Source organism: Sellimonas intestinalis, assembly GCF_001280875.1.
Taxonomy (GTDB): Bacteria; Bacillota; Clostridia; order Lachnospirales; family Lachnospiraceae; genus Sellimonas; species Sellimonas intestinalis.
The window spans coordinates 225,388-244,620 of record NZ_LGAJ01000009.1 but is presented as its reverse complement, the minus strand read 5'-3'; the positions used below and the strand labels follow the sequence as shown (position 1 = coordinate 244,620).

Sequence of the window (19,233 nt, the reverse complement as noted above, 5' to 3'; positions counted from 1 at the left end):
GATGCATCGGAACACGTCCCTCTCTACACTTCAAAACAATTCTGACTATTTATCGTCCAGTTTGAGAACGCTCATAAATGCTTTCTGCGGAATTTCTACATTTCCCACCTGACGCATCCGTTTCTTTCCTTCTTTCTGCTTTTCGAGGAGCTTTCTCTTTCTGGAAATATCTCCTCCATAGCATTTTGCGAGGACATCCTTTCTCAATGCCTTGACCGTCTCTCTGGCAATAATCTTGCCGCCGATTGCCGCCTGGATCGGAATCTCAAAGAGCTGTCTTGGGATCTCTTCTTTTAGTTTCTCACACATCCTGCGGCCTCTGTCGTAGGCACTCCCCTCAAAAACAATAAAGGACAGAGCGTCTACCTCTTCTTTATTGACAAGAATGTCAAGCTTTACTAGAGAGGACTGCTGATATCCAAGCATCTCGTAGTCAAAGGATGCATAGCCTCTGGAGCGGGATTTCAAAGCATCGAAGAAATCATAAATAATTTCATTCAGCGGCAAATGATAGTGAAGCACCGCCCTGGTTGCCTCGATATATTCCATCCCTTGGTACTCTCCTCTTCGCTCCTGGCAAAGATCCATAATGGCCCCGATGAATTCGGACGTCACCATGATTTCCGCTTTTACCATTGGTTCTTCCATGTACTCGATCTCACTTGGCTCCGGCAGATTGGAAGGATTCGTAAGTTCGATCACTTCTCCGTTCGTCTTGTGTACTTTGTAGATTACGCTCGGTGCGGTGGTGACGAGATCCAGATTGTACTCCCGCTCCAACCGTTCCTGGATAATCTCCAGATGCAAAAGTCCTAAGAATCCGCACCGGAATCCAAATCCGAGAGCAATGGACGTCTCCGGCTCAAACTGAAGGGAAGCGTCGTTTAACTGTAACTTCTCCAGGGCGTCCCGAAGATCCGGGTACTTGGCGCCGTCCGCCGGATACATCCCGCAGTATACCATTGGATTGACTTTCTTGTATCCCGGCAGCGGTTTTTCGCATGGACGGTTTGCATCCGTGACCGTATCACCTACCCTGGCGTCTTTTACATTTTTAATACTGGCTGTAATGTAGCCGACCATTCCTGCACTCAGCTCTTCACATGGAATGAAACGGCCCGCGCCGAAATAACCGACTTCCACGACTTCTTCCCTGGCGCCTGTCGCCATCATCTGAATCTTAGTTCCTTTCTTCACGGTTCCCTCTTTGATCCGGCAAAAGACAATGACCCCTTTGTAGGAATCATACACAGAGTCAAAGATCAGCGCCTGCAGCGGCACCTGAGGATCCCCATTTGGAGCAGGAATCTTGTGGACGATCTCCTCGAGTACCTGATCCACATGCAGCCCGGTCTTGGCGGAAATCTGCGGTGCATCCGTGGCCTCAATGCCGATCACGTCCTCGATCTCCTCGATAACACGTTCCGGTTCCGCACTTGGCAGATCCACCTTATTGATAACCGGGAAAACGTCCAAATCGTGATCCAGCGCCAGATAGACGTTGGCAAGGGTCTGTGCCTCCACACCCTGAGCCGCATCCACCACAAGGATCGCCCCGTCGCAGGCCGCAAGACTTCTGGACACTTCATAATTAAAGTCCACATGTCCCGGTGTGTCGATCAGATTGAAAATATATTCTTCCCCATCCTTTGCCTTATAGACGGTACGAACCGTCTGCGCTTTGATTGTGATGCCTCTCTCCCTCTCCAGCTCCATATTATCAAGAACCTGGGACTGCATCTCCCGGCTTGTCAGAAGTCCGGTCTCCTCAATGATCCGGTCCGCCAAAGTCGATTTCCCGTGATCAATATGTGCAATGATGCAGAAATTCCGTATATGTTTTTGATCAATAACTGACAATGTAAGTTCCTCCCATCAACTCATTTTAACTACTGTATTGCATAATCAGAAGCTCTACCGCCATGGTGTCGGCAAGCTTCCCTGTCTTAACTTCTTCTTCAGTCCCCGCACAGCCTTCCAATATCTGCCGAAGCTTACGTATCGAAAACTTCTGCGCCTGTGCCAGGTATTTTCCAACCGCAAACGGCGGGATTTTCACATGCTCACTGATCTCCTTTTTGCCGTATCCCCGTCTGCTCATTTCGGAGACTTCCATTAGGATGCGGAACTGCCGGACCATCAGAAATAAAATCCGCATCGGCGGCTCCTTTAAGGCAAGCAGGTCATAATAATATAGAAGCGCCTGCTTTTGCCTTTTCTCTGCTACAGCATGGATCATCTCAAAAATCTGATTATCAATGTGTGTCGTACAGATCTCCTCCATATCGTGAATAGTAATCTCTGTCCTTCCCATCGTGTAGCAAAAAAGTTTCTCCAGCTCTCCGTGAATATTCTCCATATCGTCACCGACCTTGGTGAGAAAGAACCGGACCGCGGACTGCGTGATCTGCTTTCCTTCCTTCTGGATCATAGAAAGCACCCATTTCTGCAGGGTAGCGCCGTCCTGCCTTGTCATTTCCACAATCCGGCCTTTTTCTTTCACTGCTTTGTAGAGCTTGCCACGCTTGTCCACCTCGCTCTCGACAAAAAGAAAGCACGCCGTCTCCGGCATACTGCGGATATACTCAGAAAGCTCCGGAGAGGCACTTTTGAAAAACCCCGTGTCCTCCATGACAATGAGGCGGCGCGGCGCAAAGAACGGCAGCGTCTCCGCCAGGTCTATCACCTGCTTTACGTCCGTCCCCTTTCCCTCATAATATGCATAGTTCATTGTATCCCCTTCGGGAAGCATAGCTTTAGAGAGCCTATCCTTATATTGCTTTTTCAGATAGCTCTCTTCGCCATACAAAAGATATACCTGTTTGAATTGTCCTGTTTTGAGATCTTCATTTAAACTTTTCATAACGCTATTCTAGCATAGAACGTGTTTTTCCGTAAACACCCTATCTGAAAATTTTCCGAGTCCGATTTCATCATGCTCTTTGATGATCCTGTCCTATCCTGTTTCGTTCCCTCCTGCGCCAGAAAAGCGCTCAATCCACATCTGCTTTCCGTCACTTCGGATCGTCACCGCCCCGGTATCCTTTGTGCAAAAAATTTTCATATCCGCTTTTTTCAGCCGCTTGATGAGTTTTTCTCCCGGATGTCCGTACGGATTGTCTTTCCCAGCGGAAATGAGCGCCACGTCCGCATGATTCTGTTCGAGAAACTGATCCGTCGTAGCACCATCGGAGCCGTGGTGTGCTGTTTTCAGCACTGTGTATATCCCGTTTGCGTATGCCCCGGATAAAAAATCCTGCTCTCCGGCCCCTTCCAGATCCCCGGTAAAAAGCATGGAAAACCGCTGATACTCAAGCTTCAGGATCATGGAAGCCTCATTTCCGGGCTCCCCCTGGTACGCTTCTGACGGTCCCAGGCAGGACACAACCGCTCCCTTTTCATCTCTTACTGCCATCCCCGGCTTTATACATTGTACCCGGACGCCGTTCTTTCTTGCCGTTCGGGCAAGTCCATTCAGTCCCTCATCCCACAGCCGTTTCTCTGGCAGAAAGAGGGTCTTGATTGGAACTCCCAGTCTCCCCCTCTCGATCATCTCTTGCACACCGCTGATGTGATCGGCGTCCCCGTGGGAGATGAACACATAATCCAGTGTCCCCACGCCCCGGCTTTTTAGAAACGGTTCCAGAGTATAGCGGGCAAGATCCTGCCCGGAAGTACTTCCTCCGTCTACAAGGCAGGTCCATCCTCCAGGCATCCGGAAGAAGATTCCATCTCCCTGCCCTACATCCACCATGGTGATCTCTAGTTCGCCGCGATGCTGATTGCACGGTCCCAGAAGACAGCAAAGTCCAACCAGAAGAAATCCTGTCCCAAGCTTTCTCTTTTTCTTCCAGCACAAGGCATAGGCAAGGATCAAAAATGCCAGGTAACAACAGATCCGCACCCATCCCGGTTCCCCGGTAATGACCCTGGCCGCGGGAAGCTGGAGCATGATCTGGCAGTTCCACTCGTAAAAACAAAGTACCAGCTTACTGATCCACAGAAATACCGTCGCGAACGGCGGCAGGATAAGACAGCACAGACTCCCCAGCAGCCCCGCACCCATAACAACGGACATCAGGGGAATCACCCAGAGATTGATCAGCACGGAATAGAGCGGAAATTCAAAATAGGATGTAAGCAGCACCGGAAATGTCAGCAACTGGATACAAATTCCCGGCCAAATGGCCGCCAGAAACTTCCCATGGAACCCTTTCTTTTCCTTTCCGGTCAGATGTATCCACAGAGTCTCCCCTGCCCAGATAGCAAAGATCGCCCCAAAGGAAAGAAGAAATCCCACATCATACACCGAGCGCGGATGAGCTCCCAGGAGAATCGCCGCTGAGACGGCAAGGCTTGTCAGAAGGTCGTAAACCCGCCCGCTCACCTCGGCTCCCATCCGTATCAGATACATCAGCACTGCCCGTTTTGCTGAAACACTGAATCCTGTCATCACCGCATAGGGAAATAATATCAGTGTTCCGACAAGAGCTCCCGCCAAAAATGGTGCTCCTGCTTTTCTCATCAAACGATAGAGCATCAGACCGATAAAGGACACATGCAGACCGGACACTGCCAGCAGATGGGCGATCCCGTTCTTCTGATAGAGCTCTTTCGTCTCCGGTTCCAGTCCGCTCTTATCTCCGAGAAGGATTCCACTAAGCACTGCTCCTTCATCTCCCATCCGGGTCAGGAGCTCGTCTTTCCACTGTTCCCGCAGACGGGCAAGCCATTCTTTTCCATATTGTATTGTCGTATCATTGACTTCGATTGATTCCGGAAGGATTCTTCCGCAGATCTTTTGATTTAGATAGTAAGAACGGGAGTCAAACGCTCCCGGATTGGACGGCCTTTCAAACAACTGAAAGGTTCCTGTGACTGTGATCGTATTGCCGATCTTATAACCGCTCCATGTGGAGCTGTAGACAATGTAGCCTCTGTCTTCTGAACGGAGATACCATGTCGGACCTTTTTCTCTTTGCTCTCTTTTGTAAATCTGTCCGGTCACCCGGACGGTCTCCCCATCCATCCGTAGGACTTCGGGCGGGAGCTCTTCCTTTGCTCCCACCCAGAAGATCACATACCGAATCATCAGAAAAACAAGGCATATCATCACCAGAGGCCTGTTTTTCAATCTTTTCCTTCTCCTTCCACAAGATCCAGATTACGCGAAAGCGGCTGGTCCAGAGGTACGCTCTGTCCAAAACGGATATCGCTCTCGCCGTTGATGGAAATCTGCACCTGTCCTGCCGTTCCGCTCTCCACAATCGAATTGACAATGGAGTAGATCAGAATCTCCGGCTTAACGTTGGACTTCATATTCATCAGTTCCTGGTCAAAATTGACGTAGCAGATCTGATCCTTTGTAGAAACACTCAAAATCTTGGTGTTGGCCGGTAACGTCTCATACGCTCCTGAAGAAGACGGACCTTTCAGAAGCTGTTCGATCACCAGCCGTTCCATCGATATATTACTGTTATAACGTACATTATTGACCGTTTCTTTTACGAGTCCGTCTCCGGCTTTGTTGGCAAAATAAAGTGTCAGTGATGTGGATTGATAAAAATGCAGCGAGGATCCGACATTCTGAACGAAATCCTCAGAACTCATCAGGCCGACCGGCATCTTATCTGACCTCAGAAGCGGCTCCCGCTCAATATAAAAGGAAACATACTGGATACCGGAAATCTGTACCAGGCTCTTTACGACTGCTGCCCGTAAGAGTACCTCCTCAGTCGTGTCAAGAGAACGGTACTTCTCATTGAACGACAAATCTACCTGCTTTCCATCCACCTCGAACTCCTTCACACTTACATCCTTTATGAACGGACTCTGATAATCCTCAGACTCCTCCTTTGGCTTTTGGAGAACATCCAGAACATGCTTTATCTGCTCTTCCTTTGTCTTTCCCTCTTTTTCAGCGGACACCTTGACAAGATCAGTCTTATCAGCACTCAGATAGTACAGCCCAAACCCACTCTGCTTGACCTGCTCTCCTCTCCCGCATCCGGACAGCAGACCAAAAGCCAGAAGCAGGACAAGCAGAAATGATACATCCTTCTTTCTTTTCATGGTCTCCTCCTTCTAGTTCGTACTTGCAACATACTTCAGCGGGATCCGCACGGTGAAAGTCGTACCTTCTCCTTCCTCACTGTATACCTTGATGGCCCCCCGGTGCATGACAACGGCGCTTCTCGTAATGGCAAGACCAAGTCCGGTACCTCCGATCTCACGGGAATGGGACTTGTCCACACGGTAGAACCGTTCAAAAATATGCTCCTGGGATTCCTTTGGTATCCCCATCCCGGAATCCGCCACTTTCAAATAGAAAAACTTATGGTCTGCATTCAATGACACATGTACCCAGCCGTTTTTATGATTGTACTTGATCGCGTTCTCCACCAGATTGCTCACCGCAAGAGATAACTTTGTCTCGTCCACTTCCGCCTCTACAGTACGAAATGTCTCAAATACAAGCTCGATATTCTGCTTCTGGGCAATCGGACGAAGTCTCTTTAAAATCCGCTCCACAATTTGGTTGATATCCAGTGTCTCAATATTCATATCATGGGACGTCTTGTCCATCTTTACCAGCGAAAGCAGATCATTGATGATCTTGTTCTCCCGCTCGATTTCCTCGGACATATCTCCCATAAATTCCCGGTAAAGCTCCGCCGGGACTTCCTCCTGGGACAGAAGAGAATCTGCCAGCACCTTCATGGATGTCAAAGGCGTCTTCAGCTCATGGGACACATTCGAGACAAACTCCTGCCTTGTCTCATCCAGTACCTTGAATCTTCCGATCAGCTTGTTAAACGCCTCCGAAAACCGAATGGTCTCCAGAAAAGCATATTCATGCAGCTCGTTTCCCTCCGAACTCTCCGTCATACTTTCCACGGATTTCGTAATCCGGTTCAGTGGCCTCGTAATATAAAAACTTACCAGAATACCGGACACAATCAGCACAACAAGAGCTGTAAGAATAATAATATCCATCGTCTGTTTTAAATTCTCCTGGATTCCGACAATATTATCGGTGGAAACGCTTGCCAGCATCACGCCCACGATATCTTTGGACGCCGTCACCCGGATCGGAGCCGTCACCTCGATATAACTGTTGCGCTCATCATAGTTACTGATAGACTCGCCTCTGAGACACTTGATGACATTGCCGGAGACAATCGTCTTACCCACGTCCTGATCGTAAGAATCCTCGATGATCTGATAGGACTGGTCAATAATCATAACACGCCCATTATAAATATTGGAAAACTGTGTGATCTCCGCATCGATCGACTCAGGTATATCCCCGGTCAGCGTATCCAGCACCGAGAGCTGGTTGCAGAGAATCGTACACTGATTCTGAATCTCTGCCATGCGGATAGACACGGAGTAGCTCTCGTTGGAACGAAGAACCACACCCCGTATAATCAGACACGGCACCATACCTACAAAAAGGATCAGCAGGAAGATCAACACCCTGAGACTTTTGAACGGATGGCGCCTGAGTTTTAGCTTACCCCCTAAAATAGTAACCAACTCCCCATTTTGTATATACATATTTCGGATCGCTTGGATTCACCTCGATCTTCTCCCGAAGTCTTCTGATATGTACATCCACGGTTCGCGCGTCGCCCGGATACTCATAGCCCCAGACCAGATTCAGAAGATCTTCCCTGGAGTAAACCTTGTTCGGATTGTGGGCCAGAAGCTCCAGAAGATCAAACTCTTTTGCCGTCAGGTTGATCTCCCGGTCTTTTGAGAATACTCTTCTGCTCTCGCAGTCCAGTTTCAGATCGCCCTTGACAATCATCTTCGTATCTTTTGTGTCCTTTTCCTTCCTGCCTGTCCGCCGCATAATCGCCTTGATCCTTGCTTTTACTTCCAGGATATTGAACGGCTTTGTAATATAGTCGTCCGCCCCATATTCCAGACCCAGGATCTTATCCATATCGTCTCCCTTTGCCGTCAGCATGACGATCGGCACATCCGAAAATTCCCGGATCTGTTGGCATACCTCAAAGCCATCCAGCTTCGGAAGCATAATATCCAGAAGAATCATATCGTAAACATGATCGCGCGCATAGGAAAGGGCCTCCTCCCCGTCGTAGGCGCAGTCCACTTCCATGCCATCCTGCTCCAGACTGAAACGGATTCCTTTTACAATCAGTTTTTCATCATCTACAACCAATACCCTTTTTGCCATGTTTCTCCCTCGCTACACTGTTATCTTGTCTTTCATCTTTTCAAATACTCCGTCCTTGATTCCGGAAATATTTTTAATCTCTTCAATAGAAGCAAATTTCCCCTGCTCTGTCCGGTACTGAATGATTGCATCCGCCTTGACTTCGCCAATTCCCGGAAGTGTCATCAGCTCCTCTTTGGAAGCCTGGTTTATGTTTACCTTTCCGTCTGTCTCCCCTGAAAAGCCTCCGGCCGTGTTTCCCTGCGGAATACTCGAATTCCCCACTTCTGCATCATCTGTTCCAGGGACATAGACTCTCGCTCCATCCGTCAGCACCTCCGCCAGATTCAGATATGAGGCTGCAGCGTCGTCCGCCATCCCCCCTGCCATCTCAATCGCCTGGTAAATCCTGCTGCCGGCCGGAAGTGTCACGACCCCTTCCTTCCTGACCTTTCCGCAGACATAGACAACGATGGAATCTGCCGCCTCTTTCGGACTCTCCTTTTGCTCATCCTCTCCGGCATCCCTCACCCCGCCGTCCTTTGCCTCTTTGCCGTCCTCTCCGGACGCATCTTCCAAAACGACAGGGGCTCCCTCCGTATCCTGTCCTTTTCCGTGACAGCCCGACAGCCCGGACAAAACAAAGACTGCCGCGGCCGTCATGCAGAGCAGCTTTTTTCTCTTTCTTTGCATAGTTCTCCTTTCTCTTCGATGAGAAAAGCCCCCTCTATGCAGATAGTTCTATTGTAACGAATTTCCCTTTAAATTACAACTCTATTTCCATTGGAAAATTGCAATTCCAATAAGTGCAATCAAAAGACCTCCTGCCCGTTTCCAGTCAAAAGGTGTCTTGTCCACACCAAAAAGCCCCAGAAGTTCGATTACATAAGCCACAATAAGCTGGGCGATTACAATGAGAAGCGCTGCTTTGGCTGGCCCTAACTGGTCCATGCTTTTGATAACAGTCCAGGTGATCCCTGCTCCGATTGCTCCTCCGAGCAGCATATAGCGTGGCTGTACCTCCAGAATTCCTCCGATCGGATCTCTTCCCGCCACAAACCAGACAACAAGGCAGACGATGAAAGCAGAGAACTGCACCCACATATTGCTGACCCACATTCCAGTCGTCTTCGTTACCTGGGTATTAAAGACCCCCTGCACACTCATAAGCGCACCGGAAATCAGGGCAATGATAAAACCGGTCATTTCTGGTCATTCCTCCTTTCCATTTGAGAAAGTAGTGTCCCCGAAACACCGGTTTTTATTCACTATTCCAGGATCTCGTCGAGAATCCGGATCAGTTCATCCACTTCTTTTTCCGTGATAATCAGAGGTGGTACAAAACGGATCACATCGCTTCCCGCACCGATCAGCAGAAGTCCCCGATCCAGCGCCTTTTTTGTCACATCTGCAAGCGGGATACTGAGCTGTATTCCCTGCATGAGTCCCTTACCCTTGCAGGATACGATGCAGGTGTGTCGTCCCGCAAGATTTTCAAGCTGTTTGCGAAGATAAGCGCCAATCTTTGCAGTATGCTCCGGAAGATGCTCGCGCTCATAGATCTCCACAGTCTTTGCGACTGCGGCACAGGCAAGTGGTCCTCCCCCATATGTTGTACCATGGTCCCCTGGATTCAGCGAGCACTCTGCCACCTTCTCTGTGAGGGCAAAGGCGCCCACCGGAAATCCATTTCCAATCGCCTTTGCCATCGTCAGAATATCCGGCCGTACTCCATACTGCTGCCAAGCGAAGAAAGAGCCTGTCCGGCCCATACCACACTGTACTTCGTCACAGATCATCAGAATATCATTCTCATCGCAAATCCGGCGGATCCCTGTTAAAAATTCCTCTGTAGCGACATTGATTCCGCCTTCGCCTTGCACCGGCTCCAAAATGATGGCGCAGGTCTTATCGGTAACGAGCTCTTTGACGCTTTCCAGATCATTGTATTTTGCAAACCTCACTCCAGGAACGAGCGGCTCAAATGGTTCCTGATACGCCTTATGTCCGGTCACCGAAACAGCGCCGAACCCACGTCCGTGGAACGACTCTTCCATGGCAATCCACTCATATCTTCCGCTCTTTTTGGTGTATGCATACTTTCGTGAAGCCTTCAATGCTCCCTCGATTGCCTCTCCACCGCTGTTGCAGAAGAAAATTCGATCCATTCCGGACACTCTTTTCAGCGCTTCGGCCGCCTCTTTTGTCCTTGTATGATAGTACAGGTTGGAAGTGTGCGCCAGATGATCGATCTGACTTTTCAGGGCCTGATTCCATTCCTCATTTCCGTATCCCAAGGAATTGACTGCGTAACCGGCCGCAAAGTCCAGATACGCTTTTCCTTCCGTATCGTACAGATAGGCACCCTCTCCATGATCGAGCACAATCGGAGCCGGATTGTAAGTGTGCACCAAAGCGTTCTGTACTGATTCCATATATGCTTTATCCATGATAATACCGACACTCCTTGTCATTTAAAATCGCGGTACCGATTCCCTTGTTCGTGAAGATCTCAAGCAGCAGACAATGAGGAATCCGTCCGTCCAGGATATGAATTCTTGAAACTCCGTTTTCCAGCGCGTCGATGCAGCTTCTAAGTTTTGGTAGCATACCGCCCTCGATGTAGCCGTCGTTAATCAGACGGATCGCATCCTCCGCTGAAAGTTCCGGAATCAAAGTCGCAGGATCTTTCGGGTCTTTATAAACACCTTCAATATCTGTTAAGAAAGCCAGCTTTTCTGCCTTGACCGCCTTGGCAATCGCACAGGCCGCCTCGTCCGCATTGACATTATATGCCTGGAAATCGTTATCCAAACCAACAGAGCAGACAACCGGAAGAAAGTCTTTTTCCAGAAGATCAAAGAGAATCTTCGGCTCCACGTCGCAGACACTTCCCACATAACCAATGTCTTCGCCATCTACATATTTTTTCGTTACCTTTAACAGACCTCCATCAATTCCGCTGACACCAATGGACTTGATTCCAAGCTCTTCTACAAGCTGTACAAGCTTTTTGTTGACTTTGGAAAGTACCATCTCAGCGATCTCCATCGTCTCCTCGTCCGTCACACGGAGTCCATTCACAAACTTTGTTTCCTTACCGACTTTGTCCACCCACTTACTGATTTCCTTGCCGCCGCCGTGTACAATAATCGGCTTGAATCCGCAGAGCTTCAGCAGTACGACGTCCTGAATGACTCTTTTTTCCTGCTCTTCGTCAAGCATGGCGCTTCCGCCGTATTTGACAACGATGATTTTCCGGTTGAACCGCTGGATGTACGGGAGGGCTTCGATCAGAACTTCCGCCTTGTCCAGATACTTCTGCATACTCTTATCCATTTTTCCTACCTCCTAGCTTCTGTAGTCCGCATTGATTTTAATATAATCGTATGTAAGATCGCATCCCCATGCGGATGCTTCTTCTGTCCCCATCTTGATATCGGCAATGGCTGTGATTTCCGGCTGGGAAAGAATTTCCGTCGCCTTCTCCTCGCTATAGCCTACTGCCGTGCCGTCCTCTGTAATCTGAATCTTGCCTGCCCTGCTCTCAAAGAACAGATCCACTTTCTCTGGATCAAACTGTGCTCCGGAGTAACCCATAGCGCAGAAGATCCGTCCCCAGTTGGCGTCGTGCCCTGCGATGGCAGTCTTCGTCAGATCTGAGCAGACGATGGATTTTGCCAGCGTTTTTGCCTGCTCTTTCGTCTTGGCGCCAATCACTTTCGCCTCAAAAAGGGCGGTAGCACCCTCTCCGTCCCCGGCGATCTTCTTTGCCAGGTAGACGTTGATCTCATGGAGCGCTTCTGTAAACGCTTCATAGTCCGGTGTTCCCACCTTGATTTCTTCGTTTTGGGCCGCACCGTTTGCCAGGAGCAGCACTGTGTCGTTTGTGGAAGTATCTCCATCCACGGAGATCATATTGTAAGTATTCTGCACGTCCTCACTCAGCGCCTTTTGCAATGCCTCTTTGGAGATCACAGCGTCTGTCGTAATAAAACTGAGCATGGTACACATATTCGGATGGATCATTCCGGAGCCTTTTGCCATACCGCCGATCGTCACAGTCTTTCCATTCACCTCAATCTGGGCTGCCAGCTCTTTTTCCGTTGTATCTGTCGTCATAATCGCTTTGGCTGCCAATGTACCATTTTCGATTGTCCCATCCTTCTTCCGGGCTAGCGCTTCCACGCCTGCCCGGATACGGTCAATCGGAAGCTGACGTCCGATCTCTCCTGTGGAGCCAAGGGCTACGCTGTCCGCCGGGATTCCCAGTGCCGCTGCTGCTGCCTTTGCGGTCTCTTCACAGTAGTACATCCCTTCCTCTCCGGTACATGCATTGGCGATTCCGGAATTGACAACGACCGCCTGAACCGGTCTGCCGGAATCTACAAGCTGTCTGTCCCACCTGACCGGAGCTGCTTTGACCACGTTTGTCGTAAACGTCCCCGCCGCCACACACGGTATTTCACTGTAGACAAGGGCCATATCTGTCCTGCCCTCGTATTTGATCTTCGCCGCGGTACTGGCCGCCTCAAAGCCTTTTGCCTTTGTCACTCCACCTTCTACTATCTTCATCTTGCCGTCCTCCCGTCTTTCTTCTTTCTAAAACATGATTATTCAATAAACACAGTGATGTTTTCTTCATTCAAAGTAAAATCGTAATAATTCAGATCTTCCCGCTTCGTCCAGCCAATACGGTTCCAAAACGCATTTCCTACATCGTTCTTCGTAAATGCGATGAGGGACACCTTGTTAATCCCTTCTGCCTGCAACGCCCTCATGGACGCCCCCACCATCTGCCGGCCGATGCCATGTTTACGGTAGGACTCCTCAACACAGACATGGTAAAAACAGCCCCGTCTCCCATCGTGTCCACAGAGAATACAGCCTACGATTTTACCATCCTCTTCTGCCACTACGCTGGATGTAGGATTTCTCTTCAAAAACCGCTCTACCCCTTCTCTGGAGTCGTCAATACTTCGAATTCCGAATCCGTGGATTGTTTTCCAGAGATGGTAGACCTGATCGTAATCCTCGATTGTCATTTCTCGAATCTTCATCTTTCTTTTATGGAAACATCGGCACCAGATTCAGTCCTTCCTTCTCCGGAAGTCCAAACATCAAGTTCATATTCTGTACCGCCTGTCCTGCTGCTCCTTTCACCAGATTATCCATCGCCCCCATCATAATCACTCTGCCTGTGCGCGGATCAATCTGGAAATTTACGTCTACATAGTTACTTCCCTCTACCCATTTGGTCTGCGGGCAGACGCCCTTTTCCAGTACCCGGACAAACTGCTCGCCTGCATAGTAACGGTCGTAAATCTCTTTTACCTTGTCATAGGAAACTTCTCTTTTCAATGAAGCATATGCCGTCACAAGGATGCCCCGATTCATCGGTACAAGATGAGGCGTGAAATTCAGTACCGTCTTTGTCCCAGACGCAAGGGTAAGCTGCTCTTCGATCTCCGGTGTATGCCGGTGAGTCGCTACGCCGTAAGCCTTGATATTTTCATTGACCTCACAGTAAAGATTATCTACCTTAGCTCCTCTTCCCGCTCCGGATGTTCCGGACTTTGCGTCGATAATCAGCGTATTCATATCGATCAATCCTTCTCTGGCAAGCGGATAGATGGAAAGAATCGAGCAAGTCGGATAACATCCCGGATTTGCCAGAATTCTTGCCCCCTTGATCTTCTCCCGGTTAATTTCACACAGTCCGTACACCGCTTCCGGTAAAAACTGCGGACTTTTGTGCTCGATCTTGTACCACTCTTCATAAACCTTCTGGTCTTTGATACGGAAGTCCGCACTTAGATCAATGATTTTAACTTTGGATAAAATCTCTTCTTTTAATAAAGAAGCACAATACCCCTGCGGCGTCGCTGTGAAGATCACATCCACCTGATTCGCCAGTTCTTCCATATTATCATCTTTGCAGACGCCCTCTACTATCTGAAACAGATTCTGGTATACTGCCGCATATTTCTGATCGATATAGCTTCTGGAACCGTACCATTTGACCTCCACGTCCTTGTGACCCATCAGGATCCGGACCAGTTCTCCTCCGGCATATCCAGTCGCCCCGATGATTCCTGCTTTTATCATATTTTTCGTTCCTTTCTTTCTATAAAATCATATAGAACGCTCCTCTGGAATCGAGCAATGTTACTTGTAGTCTTTAGTATACAACCTGTTTTTTCCTTTCGCAAGTATAAATACGCATCTTTTTTGTATAATTATTCTTATTTCGTGAATATTTTTTTGTGAATTATGCATCTATATTAAAAAATCTCATCCCATTTTTCTAATTTCCGCATTTATGTATTGCATAATTATAAAAAAAGGTGTATAGTAACACATGTGAATCGGAACATCAAATTCAGGAGGAATATAGATTATGAAAGAAAAAGTGGTACTCGCATATTCAGGAGGCCTGGATACGACAGCCGTCATTCCATGGCTGAAAGAAACATTTAACTACGACGTCATCTGCTGCTGCATTGACTGTGGGCAGGGGGAAGAATTGGACGGATTGGAAGAGCGCGCAAAGATGTCCGGCGCAAGCAAGCTCTACATTGAAAATATCGTGGATGAGTTCTGCGAAGACTACATTATGCCTTGCGTACAAGCCGGTGCTGTCTATGAGAACAAATATCTGCTCGGCACAGCAATGGCTCGTCCGGGAATTGCGAAAAAGCTCGTTGAGATCGCAAGGAAAGAAAACGCAGTAGCAATCTGTCACGGCGCAACCGGAAAAGGAAACGACCAAATCCGTTTTGAGCTTGGTATTACCGCCCTGGCTCCGGACCTTAAGATCATCGCTCCTTGGAGAATGACTGATCTGTGGACCATGCAGTCCCGTGAAGATGAAATCGAATACTGCAAACAGCATGGTATTGACTTGCCGTTCGACGCAAAACACAGCTACAGTCGCGACCGGAACCTCTGGCACATCAGCCACGAAGGACTGGAACTGGAAGATCCTTCTCTGGCTCCGAACTACGATGATCTGCTTGTGCTCAGTGTGACGCCGGAAAAGGCACCGGATCAGCCGGAAGATGTCACCATGACATTTGAAAAAGGGATTCCGAAGAGTCTGAATGGGAAAGAGATGAAACTGTCCGAGATCATCACAGAACTCAACAGTCTTGGCGGCAAACACGGTATTGGTATCATCGATATCGTAGAAAACCGTGTTGTTGGAATGAAATCCCGCGGCGTTTATGAAACACCTGGCGGAACAATCCTGATGGAAGCACACCAGCAGCTTGAAGAGCTTGTTCTTGACCGTGCGACGCACGAAGTAAAGAAAAACCTTGCCAATAAGCTGGCTCAGGTTGTATACGAAGGGAAATGGTTCACACCGCTTCGGGAGGCAATCCAGGCTTTTGTAACATCCACACAGGAGTATGTGACAGGAGAAGTGAAATTCAAGCTGTACAAAGGCAATATTATCAAGGCCGGAACGACCTCCCCATACTCTCTGTACAGCGAATCCCTCGCAAGCTTCACAACCGGTGATCTCTACGACCACCACGATGCGGACGGATTCATCAATCTGTTCGGACTGCCGCTGAAAGTGCGTGCCATGAAGCTGATGGAAGAAAAACACAACCAAAAATAGTACAACACGAAAACATACAGCCAAACCAGACTTCCGGGGAATCATCCTTCTCCGGGAGTTTTGATATTTTCTGATTTTTGAGGTAAAAGCAAATGCGATTATTATACGGTACGACAAATCCTGCCAAACTCTCTTCCATGAAACAAGTACTTGACAAACTTTCCATTGATATGATCGGGCTGCGTGATCTTAACACTCGGATTCCGGAGGTAGAAGAAACCGGAAACGATCCCCTGGAAAATGCGGTTTTAAAAGCACATACGTACTATGACACCTTCCATCTCCCTGTCTTTTCCTGCGACAGTGGACTGTACTTTGGAGATCTTTCACCTGATCTTCAGCCTGGAACCCACATCCGCCGGGTCGGCGGGCGCTCCCTGAACGATGAGGAAATGACGGCATACTATGCCAATCTTGCCAGAATCCACGGTGGTCTTCTGACCGGCCGATACAAAAACGCCATCTGTCTTATCCTTGATCCGGAACATATTTATCAGAGTATAGATGAATCCCTATGGACAGAACCGTTTCTCCTGACAGATACCCCACATTCTAAGCGAGTTCCCGGCTATCCCCTGGATCGGCTTTCCCTGGATATCGCTACCCGGAAATACTACTACGATCTCCCGGACAGAGTCGTAGACTCCTCGGCAGTTCACACCGGATACTACCAGTTTTTCCGGGCTCACTGCCATCCAGAACACAGATAGCTTGGGCATATAATTTGCAGTAGATTTCCCACTCTATTCCTGTTAAAATAAATATATAATATCTGCAAGGAGGGAAATCAGTTGGAAAAACTAACTTTAATAAGACCGAACCTCTCCTTTTCCGATGAGATTCGTGCTTACCGTCAGGAATTTCTTGATCTCGGCAGTCCGTTAAATGGCTGCGGCCCCCTGGCTGACATGGAAGACCCGGCCCAGTGGGTAGTTCACACTCAGCGTTTTGAACTCGGAGAAGACATTCCTGAGGATATGGTTCCATCTACCCAATTTATCTATGTAAGAGAATCCGACCAGAAGATTCTTGGAACGATCCAGATTCGTCACACATTCACTCCATTTCTGGAAACTTACGGCGGACATATCGGCTATTCCATCCGCCCAAGTGAACGGCAGAAAGGATATGCAACAAAGATGCTCCATGACTGTCTTCCATACTGCCGCAGTCTCGGCCTTGACCGTGTGTTGGTTTGCTGTATGGATACCAATACCGCAAGCCGAAAAACGATCCTGGCAAACGGCGGTATCTATGACGGTACTGTCTATGAGCCGGAAGGCCAGGTCAACTTTGAGCGGTATTGGATTACAGTAAATGAAGGAAGCCGGTAATATCTGTATGACCTGCTATATACGGATAAAAAGGGAGAAGAAACAATGAAGAAGAAATTATACCTTGTCATTTTGTCCGGTATTCTATTTGTCATTGGTTTCATTTTTATTTATTCTAAAACGGTACACCATGAATATGCCCTGCATGGATGCTATGAAAACGACGACGTTTCCTTTTCTCATATCTCATTCGATATTAGTGAAAACATCTATTATTATGATGAAGTGGACGGAGACTCTTCTGTACATTATACAGGCACGTATGAATATACATACAAATCCAATACCGGGAAAATTCTGACCGGGAAATTGAAAGGCTGGACGATCCGGACGCTTAGCGACAGTCAGATGGAACTGGATACAGGATCGAAAACCATGTCCTTTTCCAGGGTGTCCGATATCCCAATCTTGCATGATGATAAGAATGTCTATGACAGCGGAGAATCACCCCTGTGATTGGCACCAAAAGCAGCCTTTACAATCGTACAACAGAAATCTGTTTATAAAAGCGGTTCATCCAAAACAGACGAACCGCTTTTGATAATTCTATGTCATTTCCTTCGCTTCTCAAAAAGATATTGGATTCCGGCAATCTCTTTCCCGCCAATTTGTACTGTTTTCTCCAATCCCGTCTCTCCTCCATTGGCCTCATAAAATGTTCTGTTAGGATTTTCTTTCACACACCAAAGGGAAATTTGTTTCTCTTCTCCTAAGACATGCCTCATATAATCCAACATCTGCAAGCCGTATCCTTTCCCCCTGTCACTCTCCTGAAAATAGAGGGTGTCAATCTCCGCATGAAATGCATCCACCTCATGCCCCGAAGCAAATCCTACGATATTCCCCTCCTGTTCACAGACATACAGCTTTGCACCTTTATCGAGCTCTTCTCCCCACACGATTTGCTGTGCATCCAGATTCCTTGCGTCCAATACTTCATCAGGCATGATCCCACGATAAACACTTTTCCACGCCTCCACGTGGATACGGGCAACGTCCGCCAAATCCTTTTTCTCAGCTTTTCGTATCTTCATACTTTTCACCCTTTCCCGTCATAAAACGGTGTCAATCATCCGCTTTGCATTTCCATACCAGATCTTTTCAATCTGCCGCCAGGTAAATCCCGACTTTTTTAACGCCTCGGATAGCAGTGGCATCTCCCCGATATCTGAAATCTCCATCTCTTTCGCCCCGCTAAATCCGTCAAAATCCGTCCCCACCGCCACAAAATCCTCTCCACCGATGCGGTACATATGCCGGACATGTCCGACCATCTCATCGATTCGGCATGAACCGCTCTCTCCCAAGAAATTCTGATAAAAATTCAACCCTGCAACGCCTCCCTTCTCCGCCAAAGTCCGGATCTGGCGGTCAGACAGATTACGAGGATGATCCCGAAGCGCTCTCGCATTTGAATGGGATGCCACCGGAGGAGTCTTACTGTGGGACACCACATCCCAAAATCCACCCTCCGACAAATGGGAGACGTCGACGATCATACCGAGACGGTTCATCTCATCGATCACAGAAAATCCAAACGGTTTCAGTCCTTTTCCCATGTCCTTCAGATCCCGGCTGTTAGGATACCCGATACAGTTTTCATAATTCCACGTCAGTGTGATGAGCCTGATTCCCATATCGTAAAGTCCCTTTACCCGGTCCAGATCCCCGTGGATGACGCCTCCCTCCTCCAATGTCAGAAATGCTGACAGTTTCCCCTTTTTCCGGTTTTCTTCCAGATCAGCTCCTTTTCCGGCAAAAGCGATGTCGTCGGAATAAATCCAGATCTGCTTTTTCAAATAAGCCGCCATTCTTCTGACATATTCATATGCCTGCTCATACCTGGACTTCCCCAGAAATTCATCCATTGCCACAAAACAGGCAAAAAACTGAGCCGCCGAACCTCCCTTTTTCAGTTTTTCTATATCTACTTTCAGATTATTCTTCTTCAGATCCTGACCCGGCGTTTTCTCCGAAAGCAATTCACAGATTGTGTCACAGTGCATGTCAATCAGATTCATAAGAAACGACTCCCTTTCATAAACTGATACCATTATAATCTAATATAATCAGAAAGGAAATCAGAT

19 protein-coding genes are annotated in these 19,233 nt (G+C 48.2%); 4 read left to right on the top strand and 15 right to left on the bottom strand.

What is annotated here, in order from left to right:
• Positions 1-45: 45 nt before the first annotated feature.
• The 13 genes from lepA to argC all read right to left on the bottom strand — a co-directional run bounded on the left by lepA (position 46) and on the right by argC (position 14,293).
• Entirely contained in the window at positions 46-1,860 is a 1,815-nt protein-coding gene (gene lepA / locus AOA56_RS10635) for a translation elongation factor 4 (RefSeq protein ID WP_024732162.1), read from the bottom strand.
• Positions 1,861-1,885: 25 nt separating this feature from the next.
• Complete coding sequence (gene holA / locus AOA56_RS10630; RefSeq protein WP_024732161.1) at positions 1,886-2,863, bottom strand: DNA polymerase III subunit delta; 978 nt, start codon at positions 2,861-2,863, stop codon at positions 1,886-1,888.
• Positions 2,864-2,956: 93 nt separating this feature from the next.
• A complete protein-coding gene (locus AOA56_RS10625) occupies positions 2,957-5,134 on the bottom strand; it encodes a DNA internalization-related competence protein ComEC/Rec2 (protein WP_053769630.1) in 2,178 nt (725 codons plus the stop codon).
• Positions 5,131-6,072, bottom strand: coding sequence for a GerMN domain-containing protein (locus AOA56_RS10620; RefSeq protein WP_024732159.1), 942 nt, complete (start codon positions 6,070-6,072; stop codon positions 5,131-5,133). Before AOA56_RS10620 ends, AOA56_RS10625 begins: the two co-directional genes overlap by 4 nt.
• Before the next feature lie 12 nt (positions 6,073-6,084).
• Complete coding sequence (locus AOA56_RS10615; protein ID WP_034594386.1) at positions 6,085-7,560, bottom strand: sensor histidine kinase; 1,476 nt, start codon at positions 7,558-7,560, stop codon at positions 6,085-6,087.
• A complete protein-coding gene (locus tag AOA56_RS10610; protein ID WP_024732157.1) occupies positions 7,517-8,206 on the bottom strand; it encodes a response regulator transcription factor in 690 nt (229 codons plus the stop codon). Before AOA56_RS10610 ends, AOA56_RS10615 begins: the two co-directional genes overlap by 44 nt.
• A gap of 12 nt (positions 8,207-8,218) precedes the next feature.
• Positions 8,219-8,878 carry a ComEA family DNA-binding protein gene (locus tag AOA56_RS10605; RefSeq protein ID WP_024732156.1) on the bottom strand — a complete coding sequence of 220 codons (660 nt, stop codon included), beginning with the start codon at positions 8,876-8,878 and terminating at the stop codon, positions 8,219-8,221.
• Between the two features lie 81 nt (positions 8,879-8,959).
• Entirely contained in the window at positions 8,960-9,391 is a 432-nt protein-coding gene (locus tag AOA56_RS10600) for a DMT family transporter (protein ID WP_024732155.1), read from the bottom strand.
• A gap of 62 nt (positions 9,392-9,453) precedes the next feature.
• Complete coding sequence (locus AOA56_RS10595; RefSeq protein WP_024732154.1) at positions 9,454-10,635, bottom strand: aspartate aminotransferase family protein; 1,182 nt, start codon at positions 10,633-10,635, stop codon at positions 9,454-9,456.
• On the bottom strand, positions 10,628-11,524 hold the full coding sequence (gene argB / locus AOA56_RS10590) for an acetylglutamate kinase (RefSeq protein ID WP_024732153.1): 897 nt from the start codon (positions 11,522-11,524) through the stop codon (positions 10,628-10,630). The genes AOA56_RS10595 and argB overlap by 8 nt, the downstream gene beginning before the upstream one ends.
• Positions 11,525-11,536: 12 nt before the next feature.
• Positions 11,537-12,760, bottom strand: a complete 1,224-nt coding sequence (gene argJ, locus AOA56_RS10585; RefSeq protein WP_024732152.1) for a bifunctional glutamate N-acetyltransferase/amino-acid acetyltransferase ArgJ — start codon at positions 12,758-12,760, stop codon at positions 11,537-11,539.
• Between the two features lie 38 nt (positions 12,761-12,798).
• On the bottom strand, positions 12,799-13,245 hold the full coding sequence (locus AOA56_RS10580) for a GNAT family N-acetyltransferase (protein ID WP_024732151.1): 447 nt from the start codon (positions 13,243-13,245) through the stop codon (positions 12,799-12,801).
• A gap of 7 nt (positions 13,246-13,252) precedes the next feature.
• A complete protein-coding gene (argC, locus tag AOA56_RS10575) occupies positions 13,253-14,293 on the bottom strand; it encodes an N-acetyl-gamma-glutamyl-phosphate reductase (RefSeq protein WP_024732150.1) in 1,041 nt (346 codons plus the stop codon).
• A 289-nt stretch (positions 14,294-14,582) separates the two neighbouring features.
• On the opposite strand from argC, the gene AOA56_RS10570 reads away from it, so the two are divergent.
• The 4 genes from AOA56_RS10570 to AOA56_RS10555 all read left to right on the top strand — a co-directional run bounded on the left by AOA56_RS10570 (position 14,583) and on the right by AOA56_RS10555 (position 17,602).
• Entirely contained in the window at positions 14,583-15,812 is a 1,230-nt protein-coding gene (locus AOA56_RS10570; RefSeq protein WP_024732149.1) for an argininosuccinate synthase, read from the top strand.
• A 92-nt stretch (positions 15,813-15,904) separates the two neighbouring features.
• Entirely contained in the window at positions 15,905-16,522 is a 618-nt protein-coding gene (locus AOA56_RS10565) for a non-canonical purine NTP pyrophosphatase (protein ID WP_024732148.1), read from the top strand.
• A gap of 81 nt (positions 16,523-16,603) precedes the next feature.
• Entirely contained in the window at positions 16,604-17,146 is a 543-nt protein-coding gene (locus tag AOA56_RS10560) for a GNAT family N-acetyltransferase (protein WP_024732147.1), read from the top strand.
• 45 nt (positions 17,147-17,191) lie between these two features.
• Complete coding sequence (locus tag AOA56_RS10555; RefSeq protein WP_053769629.1) at positions 17,192-17,602, top strand: hypothetical protein; 411 nt, start codon at positions 17,192-17,194, stop codon at positions 17,600-17,602.
• Positions 17,603-17,697: 95 nt separating this feature from the next.
• Here the strand turns inward: AOA56_RS10555 and AOA56_RS10550 are convergent, their stop codons facing one another.
• Both AOA56_RS10550 and AOA56_RS10545 read right to left on the bottom strand, forming a co-directional pair.
• Positions 17,698-18,180, bottom strand: coding sequence for a GNAT family N-acetyltransferase (locus AOA56_RS10550; RefSeq protein WP_024732145.1), 483 nt, complete (start codon positions 18,178-18,180; stop codon positions 17,698-17,700).
• 18 nt (positions 18,181-18,198) lie between these two features.
• Positions 18,199-19,167: a dipeptidase gene (locus AOA56_RS10545; RefSeq protein WP_053769628.1), complete on the bottom strand. Its 969-nt coding sequence runs from the start codon at positions 19,165-19,167 to the stop codon at positions 18,199-18,201.
• Positions 19,168-19,233: the final 66 nt, after the last annotated feature.